Raw genomic sequence first — 18,305 nt, 5'->3', positions numbered from 1 at the left:
GGAGTCTCGCACTTCCGCTCCAATCAACCTTAAATAGTTTCGTTTTAAAAACAACAATCTTTACGAAAAGAGCCAATAAAAAAGACAATCCCTTAACTTGTTACCAGGATGAGGGATTGTTTACGTTTTGTATGCCGTTCTCTTCGATTGTCTTAGGGGCGTGCATTCTTGCAAACGTTATGATCAGTATGTACGCAAACGCAAACGTTACTCAAAAGATGTACCAAACCATGTGTATTCTGGCATTACTACGATTTCGACTGTTTTGATCACGACCTTCGTCTATCTAAATAATTTCTATTTTTATAGCATATCGGATTGTATGTTCTAAACCAGAGTCAGACCTCCACCTGATCTCTGGGGCTCTTTAATAAAGCGGTACCCTTCCAGAAATCCTACTAAAAAAGCTTTTTCCTCTTCAAGGGCTTGTTCCATGCTTATGGCCTCCTCTATGGGTCCATACAATTTAATTTACGTTGGGTCTCATTCAGGCTATTGTGTTGGCATTTAATTGCATGAGAAGACTCTTCACCCGCCTATATAAGTGCTGCTGAAGAACAAGCACTGCCGACATTGGCTTAGAACCTGAAAGTGGAAGTGATCCGTTTTAAAATCCAACCCAATGAGAAAACGCCTGCCGCTAAAGTGGCAGGCGTTTTCCGTTATCTTACTTTCATGAACTATTTTCATAATGGAAGGGGCGATTGCAATTCACAATGCTTTAATAGGATTTCAACAATCCGCTTTGAAGCAAACCCGTCCCCATATGGGTTGGAAGCTGTCGCCATTTTTTTATAGGTTTCTTCATTTGTAAGTAAGTCTGTGGCTAATTGATAAATTCGTTCTTCCTCAATTCCTGCCAATAGAAGGGTGCCAGCCTCAATCCCTTCTGGCCGTTCTGTCGTATCGCGTAATACAAGGACAGGAACACCAAGTGAGGGAGCTTCTTCTTGCACCCCTCCGGAATCTGTCATTATTAGATGGGCGTGCGCCGCAAAATTATGAAAATCAAGCACCTCAAGCGGCTCTATTAAGTGAAGTCTTTCCGTTTCACCAAAAATCCGGTAAGCAATTTCACGGACGACTGGGTTTTTATGAAGTGGGAAAACAACTTGGATATCCGTATGATCTTCAAGCAGCCGTTTGACGGAACGGAATATTTCTTCCATTGGTTTACCGATATTCTCTCGTCTGTGCGCTGTCATCAATAACATACGATCTCCATTCAAGCCAGATAGAATTGGATGTTCGTAGTCTTTCCTTACTGTGGTTTTCAAAGCATCGATAGCCGTATTGCCGGTAATATGGATCGAATCACTCTTTTTATTTTCCAAAATTAGATTCTCTGCTGCCTGATTTGTTGGGGCAAAATGCAAATCAGCTAAGACGCCTGTCAGCTGTCTATTCATTTCTTCAGGATATGGAGAATACTTATTACCCGTCCGAAGACCAGCCTCAACATGGCCAATTTGAATTTTATTATAAAAAGCGGCTAAGCTGGCGATGAAAGTCGTCGTTGTATCTCCATGAACGAGCACGATATCTGGTTGCAGTTCTTTCATAAGAGCGCTCAGTTCCCCAATACCGCGAGTTGTGATCTCTTCTAATGTTTGTCTTTCTTTCATCATATTCAAATCGTAGTCTGGTCTTATTTTGAAACATTGCAGGACTTGATCAAGCATATCTCGATGCTGGGCGGTGACCACTACGATGGTTTCGATTTCTTCCTGGTGTTTTTTCAGTTCCAATACGACAGGTGCCATTTTAATGGCCTCCGGTCTTGTCCCAAATACAGTCATGACCTTTAAACGATTTTTAGGCATTATGATTTCCTCGCTTTCTTTATTTCCTCCCTATTATAACGAGTTGTTCTAAAGAAAAATTTTATTAACGCAACAATTAACAGAATATTTACAAACTTAATAGGGACTTTATATTTCTTTAACCCCCGCTTAATATCGTCCATTTACAATAAAAAGCAGGACGATATTAAGAATCGAGGTGATAGGCTCATATGAAAAGTGTCCTGATGATTGTGCAAAACTTTTATCCTGAAATTGGGAGCGCAGGAAACAGGATGAAAAATGTATATCTCAATTTGAAGCGAAGCGGCTATGAGGTTACAGTCATCACTTTGAAGCCGAGTTATCCTCATCAAAGTTTATATCAGGATTCCCATTTTTGGGATGAAGTCGATATTGAGGAAAAAGATATCATCAGGATTCAACCAGATAAAGTGAAGAGGTATACAAGCAATATGTGGAGACGCTTGCTTCATTATTTGGAAGCGATGTGGCTCTTCATTTACACAATCATTCGATTGGAAAAAAAATATGACTATGTGTTTGTCACGACCCCGCCTATTTTCCCGATATTTGCGGCATTGATTGCCAAGAAAAAAATGAAGGCAAAGCTAATAACCGATGTAAGAGACTTATGGCCCGAATCATTGCAGGGAGTAGGCGTATTCACGAATAAGTGGATCTTGAAAATGGCTTTTTTCCTTGAAAGAAAAATATATCGACACTCTAACCAAATTATCATCAATAGTCCTGGATTTAGGGATTATATCCTTTCAAAAGGAGTCAAAGATGATGATATCCAATTCATTCCAAACTCGCTTACTGCAGACGAGCTGAACTTGAAAAAAAGGCTTCCGCCAATTTCGGAAAATAGGATCAAGGTCGTTTATACGGGTAATATCGGACTTGCCCAAGATATTAAAAAGTTAATAGCAGTTGCTGAAACACTGAAAGAACATAAACAAATTGAGTTCACGATTATTGGATATGGCTATCGAATGTCCGAAGTCCAAGACGAGATATCCTCTAAAGGGTTGACCAATATAAGGGTCATCAAAGCGATGAACAGGAGGGTGACTCTTAATGAAGTATCCTCATCCCATATTGCGTATGTAAGCTTAGTTGAGAAGGATGTCTTTAACAAGGTGCTGCCTGGGAAAATAATCGACTATATGTGTGTAGGGAAACCGATTGTCGGTGATGTCGGCGGGCGCGCCAGGCAAATGATTTCGGAGGCGCAATGCGGGATTGTGGCAGATAGTAGAAAGGTTGATGAAATCAGTCAACATATTTTAACAATGGCCTCTGAGAAGGCTCTTCGCGAAGAGCTGGGTGAAAATGGCCATCGATATGCAAAACAAAATTTTCTATGGTCAAAAAATATTCAAGGGCTCATTAACGTGATGGAAGCATCTAGCTGACGGCATATCTGGAAAAGTGGAGGTAAAAATGGCGAAGAAGGTATGTATGTTTGTGTGGAATCATTTTACCAACGATGCACGGGTTCTAAGGGAGTGCACTGCCCTTACTGAAGAAGGTTATGAAGTCGACTTAATTGCCATTCATAACTGGAAAAATGAAGAATTACAAAAAAAAGAGAAACATAAAAATGGATTTAATGTCATTCGAGTGAATAATCGCTGGGATAGACTTAATAGAGTACTTAGAATCGTGAAAAAAGTGAAAAATAAGATGTTTGAATTGACCGTTCTCACTTTATTGGTTTGGAATACCTTGTTGAACATGAACCTGATTACGGGCTGGATCAGTACTGTCGTATTGGTGAGTGTTATGGCGCTTCTTGCAATAATCGCCACAATTGTTACGAAAACAAAACTACCGAATCTTTTGACAAGAAGCTATATTTTTTTTCAAATGGTTCATTACGGACGTAAAAAGAAATATGACTTTTATCATTCGAATGATTTGAATACGTTAATGCAGGGAGCGATCAGCAGTAAATTTCTAAGACGTAAAAAGCTCATATATGATTCTCATGAAGTTCAAACGAGCAGAACCGGTTATAATAGCCGGATTTACGGGATAATGGAAAAGTTTCTATTAAAATTTGTCGACGAAATGATTGCCGAAAATCATACTCGTGCTAAATATAATGAAGACTTATACGGTCTGTATCCGAAAGTGGTCCATAACTACCCAATCCCTACATTGCCTGAGGAAAGTACAGTCGTGGATTTACACGAGTTGCTCAAGCTGCCAGAGGACGAGCCGATATTGTTATATCAAGGCGGCATTCAAACGGGCAGGGGGTTAGAGAAAGTGGTTGAGGCAGTGCCGATGATGGAAGCTGGAACGCTTGTTTTCATTGGAGATGGAAAGATCAAGCCTGAATTAATAAAAAAGGTAGAGGCAATGGGCCTCGAACATCGGGTGAAATTTATCCCGAAGGTGCCTGTTGATGATTTGCTTCATTATACGAAAAACGCATATTTAGGTTTTCAGGTATTGAATAATGTCTGCTTTAATCATTATTCAGCTTCTTCCAATAAGTTGTTTGAATATATGATGAGCGGAGTTCCTGTCATCGCCTGCAGCTTTCCAGAAATTCAAAAGGTAGTAGACACTGAGAAAGTTGGTATGTGCGTCGACTCCCATGATCCCCGTTCTATTGCAGACGGAGTCAATTATTTATTAAAGCATCCAGAAAAAAGAGCGGAAATGAGCAGCAACTGTCTGAAAGCCCGCCTAAAATACAATTGGAAGCAAGAGAAAGAAATCTTCATCCAAATCTATCAATCAGCTTAACAAAACTAGAATACTAGAAGAAAATATGATGAGGAGTGGTTATTATGAAATTATGTACAATGGGACTAGGTTATATAGGACTTCCAACATCTTTAATGTTCGCAAAACATGGAGTAGATGTTGTTGGCGTGGATATCCATCCTGATGTTATTAATAAATTGAATAATGGAAAGCTCCATATTGAAGAACCTGGACTAGAAGAAGTGTTAAATGAAGTGCTAGATGCCAAAAGATTTCGTGCTGCCTTGAATCCTGAGCCTGCGGATGTTTTCATCATTGCGGTCCCAACTCCAAACAATGAAGATCAACACCAATCGTGTGATCTTACCTATGTTATACAAGCAACTTCAAGTATTCTTCCTTTTGTTCAGAAGGGAAATGTCATCATTATTGAATCGACGATTGCACCAAGGAGCATGGATGATCATATCAAGCCATTGATTGAGATGTCAGGGCTAACGATCGGGAAAGATATCTTTCTCGTACATTGTCCGGAACGTGTCTTGCCTGGGAGAATACTAGAAGAATTGGTGCATAATAACCGAATCGTCGGCGGCATTACAGAAGCCTGCTCCTACAAAGGAAGCCTTGTCTATGAAACTTTCGTTAAAGGGGAAATCATTCGTACGGATGCGAAAACGGCTGAAATGTCCAAGTTGATGGAAAATACCTTCCGTGATGTGAATATTGCTCTTGCGAATGAGTTGGCTAAAGTTTGCTTCCAATTGGATATCAATGTATTGGATGTCATATCAATGGCAAATAAGCATCCACGTGTAAATATTCATCAACCAGGACCAGGGGTAGGTGGACATTGTCTCGCGGTCGATCCTTATTTCATTGTCGCTAAAGCTCCTGAGACAGCTAGAATCATCAAATTAGCCCGCGACACGAACGTTTCTATGCCGTATTATATCGTCAATTGTGTCAGGATGTTACTTGAAGGTATCCGTAAACCGAAGGTAGCGGTTTTTGGACTTGCCTACAAAGGAAATGTAGATGATATCCGTGAAAGCCCGGCCATTGATGTTGTAAATATCCTGATGAGCATGGATCAGGTGGAAGTATCTTTGCATGACCCACATGTCCAATCTGGAAAAATGCCAGTCGTTTCTGTCGAAGACGCTGTAAAGGATGCCGACCTGATTCTTGTCTTAACTGATCATAATGAATTTAAAGAAATGGATTATGACAAACTTTCGAATAAGATGGCTCATAAAATAATTTTGGATACTCGAAATTGCATTGATGCAAATAAACATAACACCCAAATTGTCAACTTAGGCAATGTATTCGAATATAAAACAGAGCATTTGAAAGAAGTAAGGAACAAAATGATTATCTAATAAACAACTGCTTCTGCTGCAAGGCCGGAAATGGATAGGATAGAGAATAAAGGGTGTTGACTCAGTCAGCACCCTTTAAGTTTTGCAACATGTTAAAAAATCATTTGAAATAATAATAGGATGAACCTGTAATTTTTTATTTGCAGCGAAGTCTATATTAGTTAGGAGGAGGTGGGGCGGGCAAGAGGAGTGGTTTTATAGTATGGAAAATGGATGACGAACTTCTCGTTTATTATATGGCCAGCAGGATGTATAGGATTGGTTCAGGAGACCTTTCCCCGGGCTTTCTGAACAAATGGAATGATAGCCACTAGCTGGAACATAGGAGACAGATTCTTGGCTGTTTTTAATTCAAAAGTATAGATTGGATAATACTATATGTTCTGTAAATATGACTTCCTATGCGGACATGTGAAGAGCAGATTTGGTTTGCCTGGCGCTTCAGGCTAATGTGTGGCTTTTACAGCAGTGAGATTGTAATGGTTGATTTTTTGCTCAGCTTAGTCAGTTTATAAAGAAAGGACCAAGCAAGGGCTTGGTCCTTTTGGGTACAATTTATTATGCTGTCGGGCCGCCAAGTTCTTCGATTTCACTTGGAACGCTTCCGAATTTTTTAAAGTTTTCACGGAATTGGGCAGCAAGAGCTGTTGCTGCTTGTGTATATGCAGCAGAATCTTCCCAAGTCTTGATTGGTTGAAGCACTTCGTCAGGAACACCAGGAACATGAAGTGGAATATCCAAACCAAAGATATCGTCTTTAATTGTCTCGATATTTGCCAATTCGCCTTCAAGTGCCGCTTGTACCATCGCGCGAGTGTAAGCAAGTTTCATACGGCTGCCAGTTCCGTATGCACCGCCAGTCCATCCAGTGTTGACAAGGTATACCTTTGCGTTGTGCTCGTCAATTTTATCTCCAAGCATTTCAGCATAGCGTGTAGCCGGAAGCGGTAAGAATGGTGAACCGAAACATGTTGAAAATGTAGCTTCCGGTGAAGTTACTCCTCTTTCAGTACCAGCCAATTTACTTGTGTACCCACTTAGGAAATGGAACATTGCCTGTTCCTTGGAAAGCTTGCTGATTGGAGGCAGTACGCCTGAAGCATCAGCTGTTAAGAAAATGATTGTATTTGGGTGTCCTGCGATACTTGGGCTCACGATGTTATCGATCGCTTGCATTTGGTATGCAGCACGAGTGTTTTCTGTTAATGAACTATCATCATAGTTCGCTTCACGTGTTTCAGGATCAACAACTACGTTTTCCAATACGGCACCGAAACGGATCGCATCGAAAATTTGTGGTTCTTTTTCGCGTGAAAGGTTGATCGTTTTCGCATAACAGCCGCCTTCGATGTTGAAAACACCGTTAGAAGACCAGCCGTGCTCGTCATCGCCAATCAGTTTACGATTAGTGTCTGCGGATAACGTTGTTTTACCTGTACCGGACAGTCCGAAGAATAAAGCGACGTCCCCTTCACGTCCTACGTTAGCAGAGCAATGCATTGGAAGGATTCCAGCCTCTGGAAGTAAGTAGTTCATGATCGAGAAGATCGATTTTTTCATTTCTCCTGCATATTCCGTTCCGCCGATAAGGATGGTGCGGCGTTCAAATGAAACGATGATGAAAGTTTCAGAAGAAGTTCCGTCCACTTCTGGATCTGCTTTGAAATTAGGTGCCGAAAGTATTGTGAATTCTGATTCGTGACCTCTTAGTTCCTCTTCGTTTGGACGGATGAACAAAGTATGGGCGAAAAGATTATGCCAAGCATATTCATTAACAACTTGGATAGGAAGGCGTGATGATTCGTCTGCACCAGCGAAACCTTTGAAAACAAAAATCTCTTCTTTTGCTTTTAGGTAGTCAACTACTTTATTATATAGTTTATTGAACACATCTTCGGAAATTGGCCGGTTCACTGAACCCCAATCGACTTTATCTTTAACAGATGCTTCTTCCACGATATATTTATCTTTAGGTGAACGACCAGTATATTTGCCGGTTTCAGCTTTTACTGCGCCAGTTGATGTTAAAACGCCTTCGTTTCTGCTCAATACCTTTTCAACCAATTGAGGAACTGAAAGTTGAGTTTGAACATTGTTTCCTGTTAATAATTGGTGTAACTCATTAGAAACATCTACAGAATTCATATATGAGGTACCTTCCTTTGTTTAAGTTTTTATATTACAATTAGTATAACACATTCATTTAAATAGTCTATACTATTTATTTTTTTTTGTGATAATTTTCAACTGGCCGCATTAATCATTTTAAATGGGAAGGAACCGAGTCAGGATGATCGCATATACTTTCATGGAAGCATCTTAATTTTGAATGGTAAATCATGATGCCTTTCCAATTCTTGTTCTCAATGTTCTATTATTAATGGCAATTTTCATTATTTCTATTCGCCCTGGCTTGGAAACCCTTTAAGGACGTTGAACCAACACGTATTTTCACGTGAACGCCATTATGGGGGAAATGTTCTTTTTTAGAAAAGCATTGACAAATTCCAACCAGATACGATAATATCTTAAATTGTACGGATTCTCTTATCCCGAGTTGGTGGAGGGACAGGCCCTTTGAAACCCAGCAACCTGCCATATTGAACTTGACTCCAAGACCGATCGCCGAAAATAAAGCGATGGTTCTTCAAGGAATAGTGGTGATGGTGCTAACCTGAGCAAGGTAAAAAACCCTTGAACGATAAGAGTGAAAGGATAGAAGACAGAATTTTAAACCTTTCCTCATTTGCCAGGGAAGGTTTTTGTGTTTTTAATAAGTAATTCTGTGTCTATAGTTGAAACTAATGAGGGAAACGAGTTCCGTAAAAAATCAGGCTTATGCCTACAACATACTAACTTCCAAGGAGGAAATATGATGTCAAAGAAACGTCTATTTACTTCTGAATCTGTTACAGAGGGCCATCCGGACAAGATTTGTGATCAGATTTCAGATTCCATTTTAGATGCTATCCTTGCTAAGGATGCAAATGCACGTGTTGCGTGCGAAACAAGTGTAACAACAGGTCTTGTGCTTGTTGCTGGAGAAATTACAACATCCGCTTACGTGGATATTCCGCGTATCGTTCGTGATACGATTGCAGGAATTGGCTACACACGTGCGAAATACGGTTTCGATGCTGAAACTTGTGCTGTATTGAGTTCAATTGATGAGCAGTCTGCCGATATCGCAGCTGGCGTCGATAAAGCATTGGAAGCTCGTGAAGGACACATGTCAGAGGAAGAAATCGATGCAATCGGTGCAGGGGACCAAGGTCTTATGTTCGGATTTGCCTGTAATGAAACTGAAGAGCTTATGCCGCTTCCGATCTCATTGGCACATAAACTTTCATTCCGACTGGCTCAAGTTCGTAAAGATGAAACGCTTGCTTACTTACGCCCTGATGGTAAAACACAGGTAACTGTGGAGTATGATGAGAATAACCGTCCTGTACGTGTTGATACGATCGTTATCTCTACACAGCATGATGCAGAAATTACGCTTGAACAAATTCAAGCAGATTTAAAAGAACATGTAATCAAAGCAGTTGTTCCAGCTGAATTGATCGATGCTGAAACTAAGTACTTCATCAACCCGACTGGCCGTTTCGTAATTGGCGGACCTCAAGGGGATGCTGGTCTTACTGGACGTAAAATCATCGTTGATACGTATGGCGGATACGCTCGTCACGGCGGCGGTGCATTCTCTGGTAAGGATGCTACTAAAGTTGACCGTTCTGCAGCATATGCTGCTCGTTACGTTGCGAAAAACATCGTGGCAGCTGGCCTGGCTGACAAAGCGGAAGTTCAATTGGCATACGCAATTGGTGTGGCAGAGCCTGTATCGATCTCGATTGATACATTCGGAACTGGTACTGTTAGCGAAGAAGTCCTTGTTGACCTAGTTCGCGCTAACTTCGACCTTCGTCCAGCCGGTATCATCAAAATGCTTGATCTTCGTCGCCCGATTTACAAACAAACAGCTGCATACGGACACTTTGGCCGTACAGATGTCGATCTTCCATGGGAACGCACAGATAAAGCAGAAACATTAAAAGCACAAGCATAATCAATAAATGAAAAGGTGTCCCGCTTATAGCGGACACCTTTTTTTATTGATTTATTTTGCCGTCAGAGGGAGTAATTCAAGAAATCCCATAGAAATCCACTCACGTGCATATACCCGTGAGATTGGCTCATTTACTCGTGAGATTGGGCGTTTACTCGTGAGTTTGGTTCATTTACTCGTGAATTTGGCTCGAATACTCGTGAGTTTGGTGCGAATACTCGTGAGTTTGGTACGAATACTCGTGAGTTTGGGCGAATACTCGTGAGTTTGGTGCGAATACTCGTGAGTTTGGTGCGAATACTCGTGAGGTTGGTGCATATACTCGTGAGATTGGTGCGAATACTCGTGAGATTGGTGCGAATACTCGTGAGTTTGGTTCATTTACTCGTGAATTTGGCTCGTTTACTCGTGAGTTTGGTTCATTTACTCGTGAATTTGGCTCATATACTCGTGAGTTCGTAAGTTTGGTGCGTCCTATAAGTTCCCGCTATATTCAGTTTATTTTATACGTTCTGCCGTTTTGTAGTATTGCCCTTTTTCAGCATATTCGCGTACGATACGTTCCATATCCTGACGGTCTTCTTCGTTGATTTCACGAATGACCTTAGCTGGGCGTCCGAATGCCAACATGTTCGGTGGAATGACTTTGCCTTGGGGAACGAGACTGCCTGCACCTATAAAAGCCCCTTCGCCGATTTCCGCTGCATCAAGCACAATCGAGCCCATGCCGATCAAAGCTCCTTTTCGGATTTTACAGCTATGTAAAATGACCTGATGGCCAATGGTTACTTCATCCTCGATGATCAATGGATTATTTGGGCTTTGGTGCAGAACGCTGTTATCCTGTATACTGACTTTGTTCCCAATGATGGTTGGGGATACATCGCCGCGTATGACGGAATTGAACCAAATTGACGATTCTTCACCAATTTTCACATCACCTGTCACGACAGCATTTTCAGCAATATAAGCGCTTTCAGCGATATCAGGTTCTTTACCTTTAAACGGATAAATAATCATTTTCAATCATTTCCTTTCCGAAGTGAATGTTTTTATGTATTATTTTAATATACCGTATGCAAATACACTTGGCTATTTATAATATAAATGTACAACTTGTTAGGTTTCTTTTTTGGCGAAAATCACGAATATGGTTATAATTTATATATATTATTTTAACTATCATGGATCGTATACAACAAGTGAAAAGTGAAAGGGGGATTTCGAATGTGGAAATGGGAGACAGAAGGAGACGCAAAAGGCGTCATTGTCATCATTCATGGGGCGATGGAACATCACGGCCGTTATAAGTGGTTAACACAAATGTGGCTTTCAGCTGGATACAATGTCGTCATGGGCGACCTTCCAGGGCAGGGTATGACAACTCGCGCCTACCGGGGACATATCGATTCCTTTGATGAATATTTAGACGAAGTGAAAAGCTGGATAGAAGAGGCTTACGAATATTCGTTGCCGGTCTTTTTACTTGGACATAGCATGGGCGGTTTGATTTCGATACGCCTTCTTCAGGAAGAGGAATGGGACATTGCAGGGGTGATTCTTTCTTCTCCATGTTTAGGCCTCGTGACGAAGCCGCGGAAGTTCCTGACAACCATCTCGCATGGTTTGAACATCACGATGCCTCAGTTAAGGGTAGATTCCGGATTGACACCTGAAATGGCGACGAGAAGTGCGGAAATTCGTGAATCCGATAGAAACGATACATTATATATCACGAAGGTTTCGATTCGCTGGTATCGCGAGCTTGCACAGGCGATGAAGGATGCTTTTGAAGAGATTCCCGAATTTCAGGATGTGCCGCTTTTGGTCATGCAGGGCGGAGATGACCGAATCGTGAATAAGAAGGCGGTTCGTGAGTGGTTTAATTATAACCTGGCCAGTGAAAAGCAATATAAGGAATGGCCGAAGCTTTATCATGAAATCTTCAACGAACCTGAGCGTGATGATGTATTCCAATATGCGCTGAGTTTTGTTGAAAATCGTTTAAAGATATTAGGGTATGTCGTTTGATCGGTAAATCCTGCGGGATAATTGAAAAAGCTGCTGAAGTGAGACATTCAGCAGCTTTTTTTATTTGAAATGGATCAACCTGCTTTTGTAAGCAATTCGTACGATTTGATGACCGGTGCCCAAAAAGTAACCGGATACATAAATTGGCTCAAATGTGTAAGTTCATTTTTATTGGATAAGGCGGTGGATAGGAGATAGATGGATTTAAAGCTCAAGTCATTAGCGAATAAATCTAAAAGCGTCGCTTTCATATTCATGATTTCATCATGGTTTTGTGTGGAAATCACTAAATCGAGCTGTGGCAGGAACTTATCAAAATGATTTTCAAATTGTTTGAGGTCTTCCATGTTTTTTTGTTTTTCTGTCAATGAATTAAGCGATCTGACAAAATTCCCGTACTCTTCACTCGAATCCCTTTTGATTCTTTCTGTCAATATATCGGTCAGTAATGAAATAGGCAACTGTTCCATTTTTTCTACACCCTCTTATCTATTTTCTTTAATTATAATTATTATAGACAAAAAATTCAAAAAGTTATGATTGGAAATTTGCTGCCGATCATTTGAGGGGTAGCCATTTCCTTCAAATGAAAAAACACCGTTCCGAAAGAACGGTGTCAGGAGCGATCATCTCTTTTCAATCGCCACAATGAATGGCGGATTGTTGGCTTGGTTGATGAAGCCGTATTTCAGGATATGCGCTTTTTGTTGAGGGAAGTCCTGTACATAATCCATCAATGCATCCCGTTCAGCCGATCCTCCTGGATGTCCATGGTAAATGACGAGGATGATGATGCCTTCAGGTGCAAGCATCTCGAACAGCTGTTCAATAGCTGATATCGTCGTATCTGCTTGGGTGATGATTGATTTGTCACCGCCAGGAAGGTAGCCTAGGTTGAATATGGCACCTGTGATCTTTCCGGAATGTTCTTTTCTGATATATTTGCTGAGTTGTTCATGCCCATCGTGAATGAGGGTGCAGTGTTCCTGTAAATTCTCGGACATCAGTTTGGCCGCTGTGATTTGGAGTGCTTCTTTCTGAATGTCAAAACTATAGACATGTCCGTTTTCTCCGGTTAGTCCTGCCAGGAAGACAGTATCAAAACCGTTGCCCATCGTGCCATCAATGGTAATATCCCCGGGCTGGACCGCTTTTTCAAGCAGGATCCTGGCGAATGGCAAAATTCGGTCAAGCTTCATCTGATTGTACCCCCGTCTGATGATTTTTCCCCTGCCAGCTGTTGCGGCGCTGCAATTCGGCATCAATGGCATTCAAAACATCCCATTTATTGACGCTCCACATTGGCCCGATCATCAAATCGATTGGGCCGTCACCCGTTATGCGGTGAACGATCATTTCCGGAGGGATTATTTCCAGTTGATCACATACCAGGCTGACATAATCGTCACGGTCAAGGAATTCAAGCAGGCCTTTTTCATATTGTTTGACCATAGGGGTCCCTTTTAATAGATGAAGTAAATGGATCTTTATGCCCTGCACATCAAGTTTGGCGACTTCCCGGGCTGTTTCCATCATCATGTCGTAATCTTCCTGAGGAAGGCCATTAATGATATGGGAGCATACGCGGATGCCGTGTTTGCGCAGTTTATCGACCCCTTCTTTGTAGCAATCGAAGTCATGGGCACGGTTGATCATCGTCGCGGTCTTTTCATGAACCGTTTGAAGACCAAGTTCAACCCATAGATAAGTGCGTTCGTTCAATTCCGCTAAATACTCGACTACATCATCCGGAAGGCAATCCGGACGCGTTGCAATGGAGAGTCCGACGACACCTTCCTGGGTCAATACACTTTCATATTTCTCGCGAAGCTCTGCCACGGGTGCATGCGTATTCGTGAACGCTTGGAAATAGGCCATATACTTACCGTCTTTCCATTTATGATGCATACGTTCGCTGATTTGCTTGAACTGGACGTCGAGCGGTTCGACCCTGCTGCCGGCAAAGTCACCCGAGCCTGAGGCACTGCAGAAGGTACAGCCTCCATGTGCGACTGTCCCATCACGGTTCGGACAGTCAAAACCGCCATCAAGGGCAACTTTAAAAACCTTATGTCCAAAATGATTTCTCAAGTGGTAATTCCATGTATGATATCGTTTGTTATCCGTTGCATATATAAACGGGTTTGCTTGATTCAAATCAGCAACCTCCTAAGTAAAAAATAAAGCGCAACATATATTATACAACATTCGGGCAGCTAGGTCTTTTTTTGAAAAATAAGCGTATACTGTATACTTGAAGGCTAAACAATTAGCTGCTTTTTCTAGTATCTCTAGTGAATGACTATATCCAATCGGGAGCTGATGGACATGACCGGTCAAGTTGAAGAAGCGATTAATCAAATGAAAAAGAAATTAGCCGAAAATAATCAGGTGATTGAAGTAAATGAGGATGGGTTCATATACAAAGCCACTTGCACCTTCAATTCACCTGCTTCGGATGAACAAATTCATTCCTTTGAAAAGAAAACCGGATTGCTTCTGCCCGATGATTATAAAGAGTTTTTGAAAATAACGAATGGATGCCGTCTGTTCGATAGCGTAGAATCTGGTCAGGGAAATGATTTGTATAGCCTGGATGATATTGTTAATTACACATATGAAAGTTCTTACGAAGGATGCTTTAAAGTGGCCTGCATTTATCAAGATAATATCGTGATCGATGGGGAGGCCGTCGCAAAAGGTGATAAGGATTATTTAATGGTAAAAGGCCATATCGATGATTTTGAAGAAGGCGAGAAACTCCATATGGGCTTTGCCGAATGGATCGAGCGGTTCATTTCCCATCAAGGGGAGAAGTTTTGGGATAAAGGATGATTCCTCAAAAAAAATGATAATCCGCTCGTTATTTGCTCAAACTAAACAAGATGATACTGAGTCATCCAAATGAGACGCGAAGGAGAGGGTTTGAAATGGCAACCAGACAATCCGTCGATCATTTTTTAGAGCAATGTGAAGGGGCTCTCCATTTTGCAGAGTTTGAATTTAACGAGGCCTCTCGGCAGGAGCATTATGATGATGAACAATTTCAAAATTCGCAAAGGTATATCGAAGAGGCTTTGACTGATATGGAACGATTGTATGCCAGTTCGAATGCCCAGCAACGGGATATGCTTTCGCGGATGCGGCAGCAATTGAATGAATTGAAAAATGAAATGATATTACTGCGACATTAAAGGAGCAAGGGAGCTAGGATGCATAGCTCCCTTTTTTTTGCACGTTTTTCCTTGAATTCGCATATATAATGAAAAACCTGTCGATAATGTTTATGTACGGCTATTGCAATTATCGGTAAAATTGACTAGAATGTAATATAATCAAATATTCTCATAAAGACTATGATGAGGAACAGTAGCGATTTTATTTCAGTAAAGAGAGTTGACGGGTGGTGCAAGTCAACCTGGGATGGTCGTGAACTCGCCTTGGAGTTCCAGGTGTGAAGGTAAAAAGTAATGCCTGGCGTTTTAATCCATGTTACGGATGATGTTTTAAGCTGGGCGGATTTTAGCTATCGCCAATGTGGGTGGTACCGCGGGAAGATATACATAATCCTCTCGTCCCTATTTTGGGATGAGGGGTTTTTTATTGTTTTTTTATACGGAAATTAGGAGGAAATAATATGAGTTTTGACCATAGAAGCATAGAAACGAAATGGCAGCAGTATTGGGAAGGCAACAAGACATTCAAAACGGGTGAAGAAAGCGGCAAACGCAAATTCTACGCGCTGGATATGTTCCCATATCCTTCAGGGGCCGGTCTTCATGTGGGTCACCCGGAAGGTTATACGGCAAGCGACATCCTGGCACGGATGAAACGGGCGCAGGGGTATAATGTTTTGCATCCGATCGGCTGGGACGCTTTTGGACTTCCGGCAGAGCAATATGCGATCGATACGGGAAATGATCCAGCTGAATTCACGGAGCACAACATCAACACGTTCCGCCGCCAAATCAAAGCCCTTGGTTTTTCTTATGACTGGGATCGTGAAATTAACACGACAGACCCTGACTATTACAAATGGACGCAATGGATCTTCTTGAAATTATATGAAAAGGGCCTTGCATATATTGATGAAGTGGCCGTTAACTGGTGTCCAGCCCTTGGCACGGTATTGGCGAACGAAGAAGTCATCGATGGAAAAAGTGAGCGTGGGGGCCATCCGGTTGAGCGCCGCCCGATGAAACAGTGGATGCTTCGAATCACGGCTTATGCGGACCGCTTAATCGACGATTTGAATGATGTCGATTGGCCGGAAAACATCAAGGATATGCAACGTAACTGGATTGGCCGTTCCGAGGGCGCGGAGGTTACATTCAATATCGATGGCTTTGATGATACATTCACGGTGTTCACGACTCGTCCGGATACGTTATTCGGTGCAACATATGCCGTATTGGCACCTGAACATCCATTTGTCGATAAAATTACGACAGCTGATCAAAGGAAAGCGGTTGACGCATATTTAGATGAAGTGAAACATAAAAGCGACCTTGAAAGAACAGACTTGGCAAAGGATAAGTCAGGCGTGTTTACAGGGGCTTATGCCATTAATCCGGTAAACGGCGAAAAAATGCCGATCTGGATTGCTGATTACGTGTTGATCAGCTACGGAACAGGTGCAATCATGGCCGTTCCTGCACATGATGAGCGTGATTATGAATTTGCAGTCAAGTTCGAATTGCCGATCAAGGAAGTCGTAGCTGGCGGAGATGTGACAAGTGAAGCATATACAGGCGATGGACTTCATGTGAATTCGGAATTCCTTGATGGCTTGAATAAAGAAGAAGGCATTTCAACCATGATCAAATGGCTGGAAGAAAAAGAAATCGGTACGAAGAAAATAACATACCGTCTTCGCGACTGGTTATTCAGCCGTCAGCGTTACTGGGGTGAACCGATTCCAATCATACATTGGGAAGACGGCACGATGTCTGCAGTGAAGGAAGAAGAACTTCCATTGATTTTACCGAAAGCGACAGACATCAAGCCTTCAGGTACAGGCGAATCACCTCTTGCAAACATTAAGGAATGGGTGAACGTAACGGATGAAAACGGACGAAAAGGGCGCCGTGAGACAAACACCATGCCACAATGGGCAGGCAGCAGCTGGTACTTCCTTCGTTATATCGATCCGGACAACAAGGAGGCACTTGCAGATCCTGAAAAATTAAAAGAATGGATGCCGGTCGACATTTATATTGGCGGCGCTGAGCATGCGGTGCTTCACTTGCTTTACGCTCGTTTCTGGCATAAATTCCTGTATGATATCGGTGTCGTGCCAACGAAGGAACCTTTCCAAAACCTATTTAACCAAGGAATGATCCTTGGCGAAAATAATGAAAAAATGAGTAAATCTAAAGGGAATGTCGTGAACCCGGATGATATCGTTGAAAGCCATGGTGCCGATACACTTCGCATGTACGAAATGTTCATGGGACCATTGGATGCTTCGATTGCCTGGTCTACAAACGGATTGGACGGCTCCCGCAGATTCCTTGACCGTATCTGGCGTTTATTAGTCAACGAAGACAATACGATCACAGATAAGGTGACCAAAACGGATGACACGGGCAAGCTTGAAAAAGTCTATCATCAAACGGTTAAAAAAGTGACCGAGAACTATGAAGAATTGAAATTCAATACGGCGATTTCACAATTGATGGTATTCATTAATGATGCCTATAAAGCGGATTCGCTTCCTAAGGTATATATCGAAGGCTTCGTCAAATTGCTTGCACCAGTTGCACCGCATATCGCCGAGGAGCTTTGGTCTAAACTAGGTCACTCCGAGAGCATCACATACGGAACATGGCCTGCCTTCGACGAAGCGAAGTTAGTGGATAACGAAGTAGAAATCGTCATCCAAATAAACGGAAAAGTCAAAGCGAAATTAATGGTGCCGACTGACACTACGAGAGAAAAACTGGAAGAAATCGCGATGGGGGATGACTCCATCAAAGAACAAATCGATGGGAAAACCATTCGTAAAGTGATTGCCGTACCAGGCAAATTAGTCAATATCGTCGCAAACTAATTAAATCGATTGAGGGCTGTTCCGCATGTTTTATGCTGGGACAGCTTTTTTTGCGTGGGCATCGGCTGAACATAGGAATTAGGTCATGGTTAGGATTTTCCCCGAGTTAAATCTATTAGCGATGAGTCTATCAAATTTTGGAATCAACAAGCAGTAGGAGATGCATTGGAACTTAAATATCTTGCTTAATTGGTACATGAGAATCATTTTTTAGCCCAATATCCAATTATATCAAGCATTTG

Annotated in this window: 16 protein-coding genes, 1 riboswitch and 1 other annotated feature; of the genes, 10 read left to right on the top strand and 6 right to left on the bottom strand. The window is 41.8% G+C overall.

Translation table 11 applies throughout. From position 1 onward, the window contains the following. Window positions 1-686 precede the first annotated feature (686 nt). On the bottom strand, window positions 687-1,823 hold the full coding sequence (gene wecB / locus SB775_RS19410) for a non-hydrolyzing UDP-N-acetylglucosamine 2-epimerase (RefSeq protein WP_089362665.1): 1,137 nt from the start codon (window positions 1,821-1,823) through the stop codon (window positions 687-689). A gap of 254 nt (window positions 1,824-2,077) precedes the next feature. On the opposite strand from wecB, the gene SB775_RS19405 reads away from it, so the two are divergent. Genes SB775_RS19405 through SB775_RS19395 form a run of 3 tightly spaced genes read left to right on the top strand, consistent with a single transcriptional unit; the run spans window position 2,078 to window position 5,914 of the window. Then, window positions 2,078-3,223 (top strand): glycosyltransferase family 4 protein, encoded by a 1,146-nt coding sequence (locus SB775_RS19405; RefSeq protein ID WP_410862840.1) that lies wholly within the window; start codon window positions 2,078-2,080, stop codon window positions 3,221-3,223. A gap of 28 nt (window positions 3,224-3,251) precedes the next feature. Next, entirely contained in the window at window positions 3,252-4,568 is a 1,317-nt protein-coding gene (locus tag SB775_RS19400; protein WP_284469440.1) for a glycosyltransferase, read from the top strand. Between the two features lie 44 nt (window positions 4,569-4,612). After that, the gene (locus tag SB775_RS19395; protein ID WP_410862838.1) at window positions 4,613-5,914 is read left to right on the top strand and encodes a nucleotide sugar dehydrogenase; all 1,302 of its coding nucleotides are present in this window, start codon (window positions 4,613-4,615) and stop codon (window positions 5,912-5,914) included. 558 nt (window positions 5,915-6,472) lie between these two features. Here SB775_RS19395 and pckA read toward each other — a convergent pair. Further along, the gene (gene pckA, locus SB775_RS19390; protein WP_410862837.1) at window positions 6,473-8,059 is read right to left on the bottom strand and encodes a phosphoenolpyruvate carboxykinase (ATP); all 1,587 of its coding nucleotides are present in this window, start codon (window positions 8,057-8,059) and stop codon (window positions 6,473-6,475) included. A gap of 399 nt (window positions 8,060-8,458) precedes the next feature. Then, window positions 8,459-8,622, top strand: a riboswitch (SAM riboswitch). A 164-nt stretch (window positions 8,623-8,786) separates the two neighbouring features. Between pckA and metK the strand changes: the two genes are divergently transcribed. From metK to SB775_RS19375, 3 genes are read left to right on the top strand one after another with little or no spacing between them, the layout of a single operon-like run. Continuing rightward, entirely contained in the window at window positions 8,787-9,980 is a 1,194-nt protein-coding gene (gene metK, locus SB775_RS19385) for a methionine adenosyltransferase (protein WP_061465310.1), read from the top strand. A gap of 7 nt (window positions 9,981-9,987) precedes the next feature. Continuing rightward, window positions 9,988-10,245: a hypothetical protein gene (locus SB775_RS19380; RefSeq protein ID WP_410862835.1), complete on the top strand. Its 258-nt coding sequence runs from the start codon at window positions 9,988-9,990 to the stop codon at window positions 10,243-10,245. Beyond that, on the top strand, window positions 10,242-10,442 hold the full coding sequence (locus tag SB775_RS19375) for a hypothetical protein (protein ID WP_410862833.1): 201 nt from the start codon (window positions 10,242-10,244) through the stop codon (window positions 10,440-10,442). Before SB775_RS19380 ends, SB775_RS19375 begins: the two co-directional genes overlap by 4 nt. 36 nt (window positions 10,443-10,478) lie before the next feature. On the opposite strand, the gene SB775_RS19370 is transcribed toward SB775_RS19375, so the two are convergent. Continuing rightward, window positions 10,479-10,997, bottom strand: a complete 519-nt coding sequence (locus SB775_RS19370; RefSeq protein ID WP_061466260.1) for a gamma carbonic anhydrase — start codon at window positions 10,995-10,997, stop codon at window positions 10,479-10,481. Between the two features lie 210 nt (window positions 10,998-11,207). Here SB775_RS19370 and SB775_RS19365 point away from each other — a divergent pair, with 210 nt between their 5' ends. Further along, entirely contained in the window at window positions 11,208-12,011 is an 804-nt protein-coding gene (locus SB775_RS19365) for an alpha/beta hydrolase (RefSeq protein ID WP_410862832.1), read from the top strand. A gap of 74 nt (window positions 12,012-12,085) precedes the next feature. Here the strand turns inward: SB775_RS19365 and SB775_RS19360 are convergent, their stop codons facing one another. The 3 genes from SB775_RS19360 to mnmL form a co-directional block, all read right to left on the bottom strand. Beyond that, the gene (locus tag SB775_RS19360; protein ID WP_089362669.1) at window positions 12,086-12,481 is read right to left on the bottom strand and encodes a hypothetical protein; all 396 of its coding nucleotides are present in this window, start codon (window positions 12,479-12,481) and stop codon (window positions 12,086-12,088) included. A 156-nt stretch (window positions 12,482-12,637) separates the two neighbouring features. Further along, a complete protein-coding gene (gene mnmM / locus SB775_RS19355) occupies window positions 12,638-13,210 on the bottom strand; it encodes a tRNA 5-(aminomethyl)-2-thiouridylate-methyltransferase MnmM (protein ID WP_089362670.1) in 573 nt (190 codons plus the stop codon). Beyond that, window positions 13,200-14,168 (bottom strand): tRNA modification radical SAM protein MnmL/YtqA, encoded by a 969-nt coding sequence (mnmL, locus tag SB775_RS19350; RefSeq protein WP_410862831.1) that lies wholly within the window; start codon window positions 14,166-14,168, stop codon window positions 13,200-13,202. The genes mnmM and mnmL overlap by 11 nt, the downstream gene beginning before the upstream one ends. A gap of 171 nt (window positions 14,169-14,339) precedes the next feature. Between mnmL and SB775_RS19345 the strand changes: the two genes are divergently transcribed. From SB775_RS19345 to leuS, 3 genes are all read left to right on the top strand, one after another. Further along, window positions 14,340-14,846: an SMI1/KNR4 family protein gene (locus tag SB775_RS19345; protein ID WP_061465305.1), complete on the top strand. Its 507-nt coding sequence runs from the start codon at window positions 14,340-14,342 to the stop codon at window positions 14,844-14,846. 95 nt (window positions 14,847-14,941) lie between these two features. After that, window positions 14,942-15,205 (top strand): DUF2524 family protein, encoded by a 264-nt coding sequence (locus tag SB775_RS19340; RefSeq protein ID WP_061465304.1) that lies wholly within the window; start codon window positions 14,942-14,944, stop codon window positions 15,203-15,205. A gap of 153 nt (window positions 15,206-15,358) precedes the next feature. Beyond that, window positions 15,359-15,594 (top strand) — a binding site (T-box leader). Between the two features lie 54 nt (window positions 15,595-15,648). Beyond that, entirely contained in the window at window positions 15,649-18,063 is a 2,415-nt protein-coding gene (gene leuS / locus SB775_RS19335) for a leucine--tRNA ligase (RefSeq protein WP_410862829.1), read from the top strand. The last annotated feature ends 242 nt before the right edge of the window (window positions 18,064-18,305 follow it).

It is taken from the genome of Peribacillus sp. SIMBA_075, from assembly GCF_046534585.1.
Note: the sequence above shows the minus strand (reverse complement) of the source record. Positions and strands in the feature narration are given on the sequence as shown.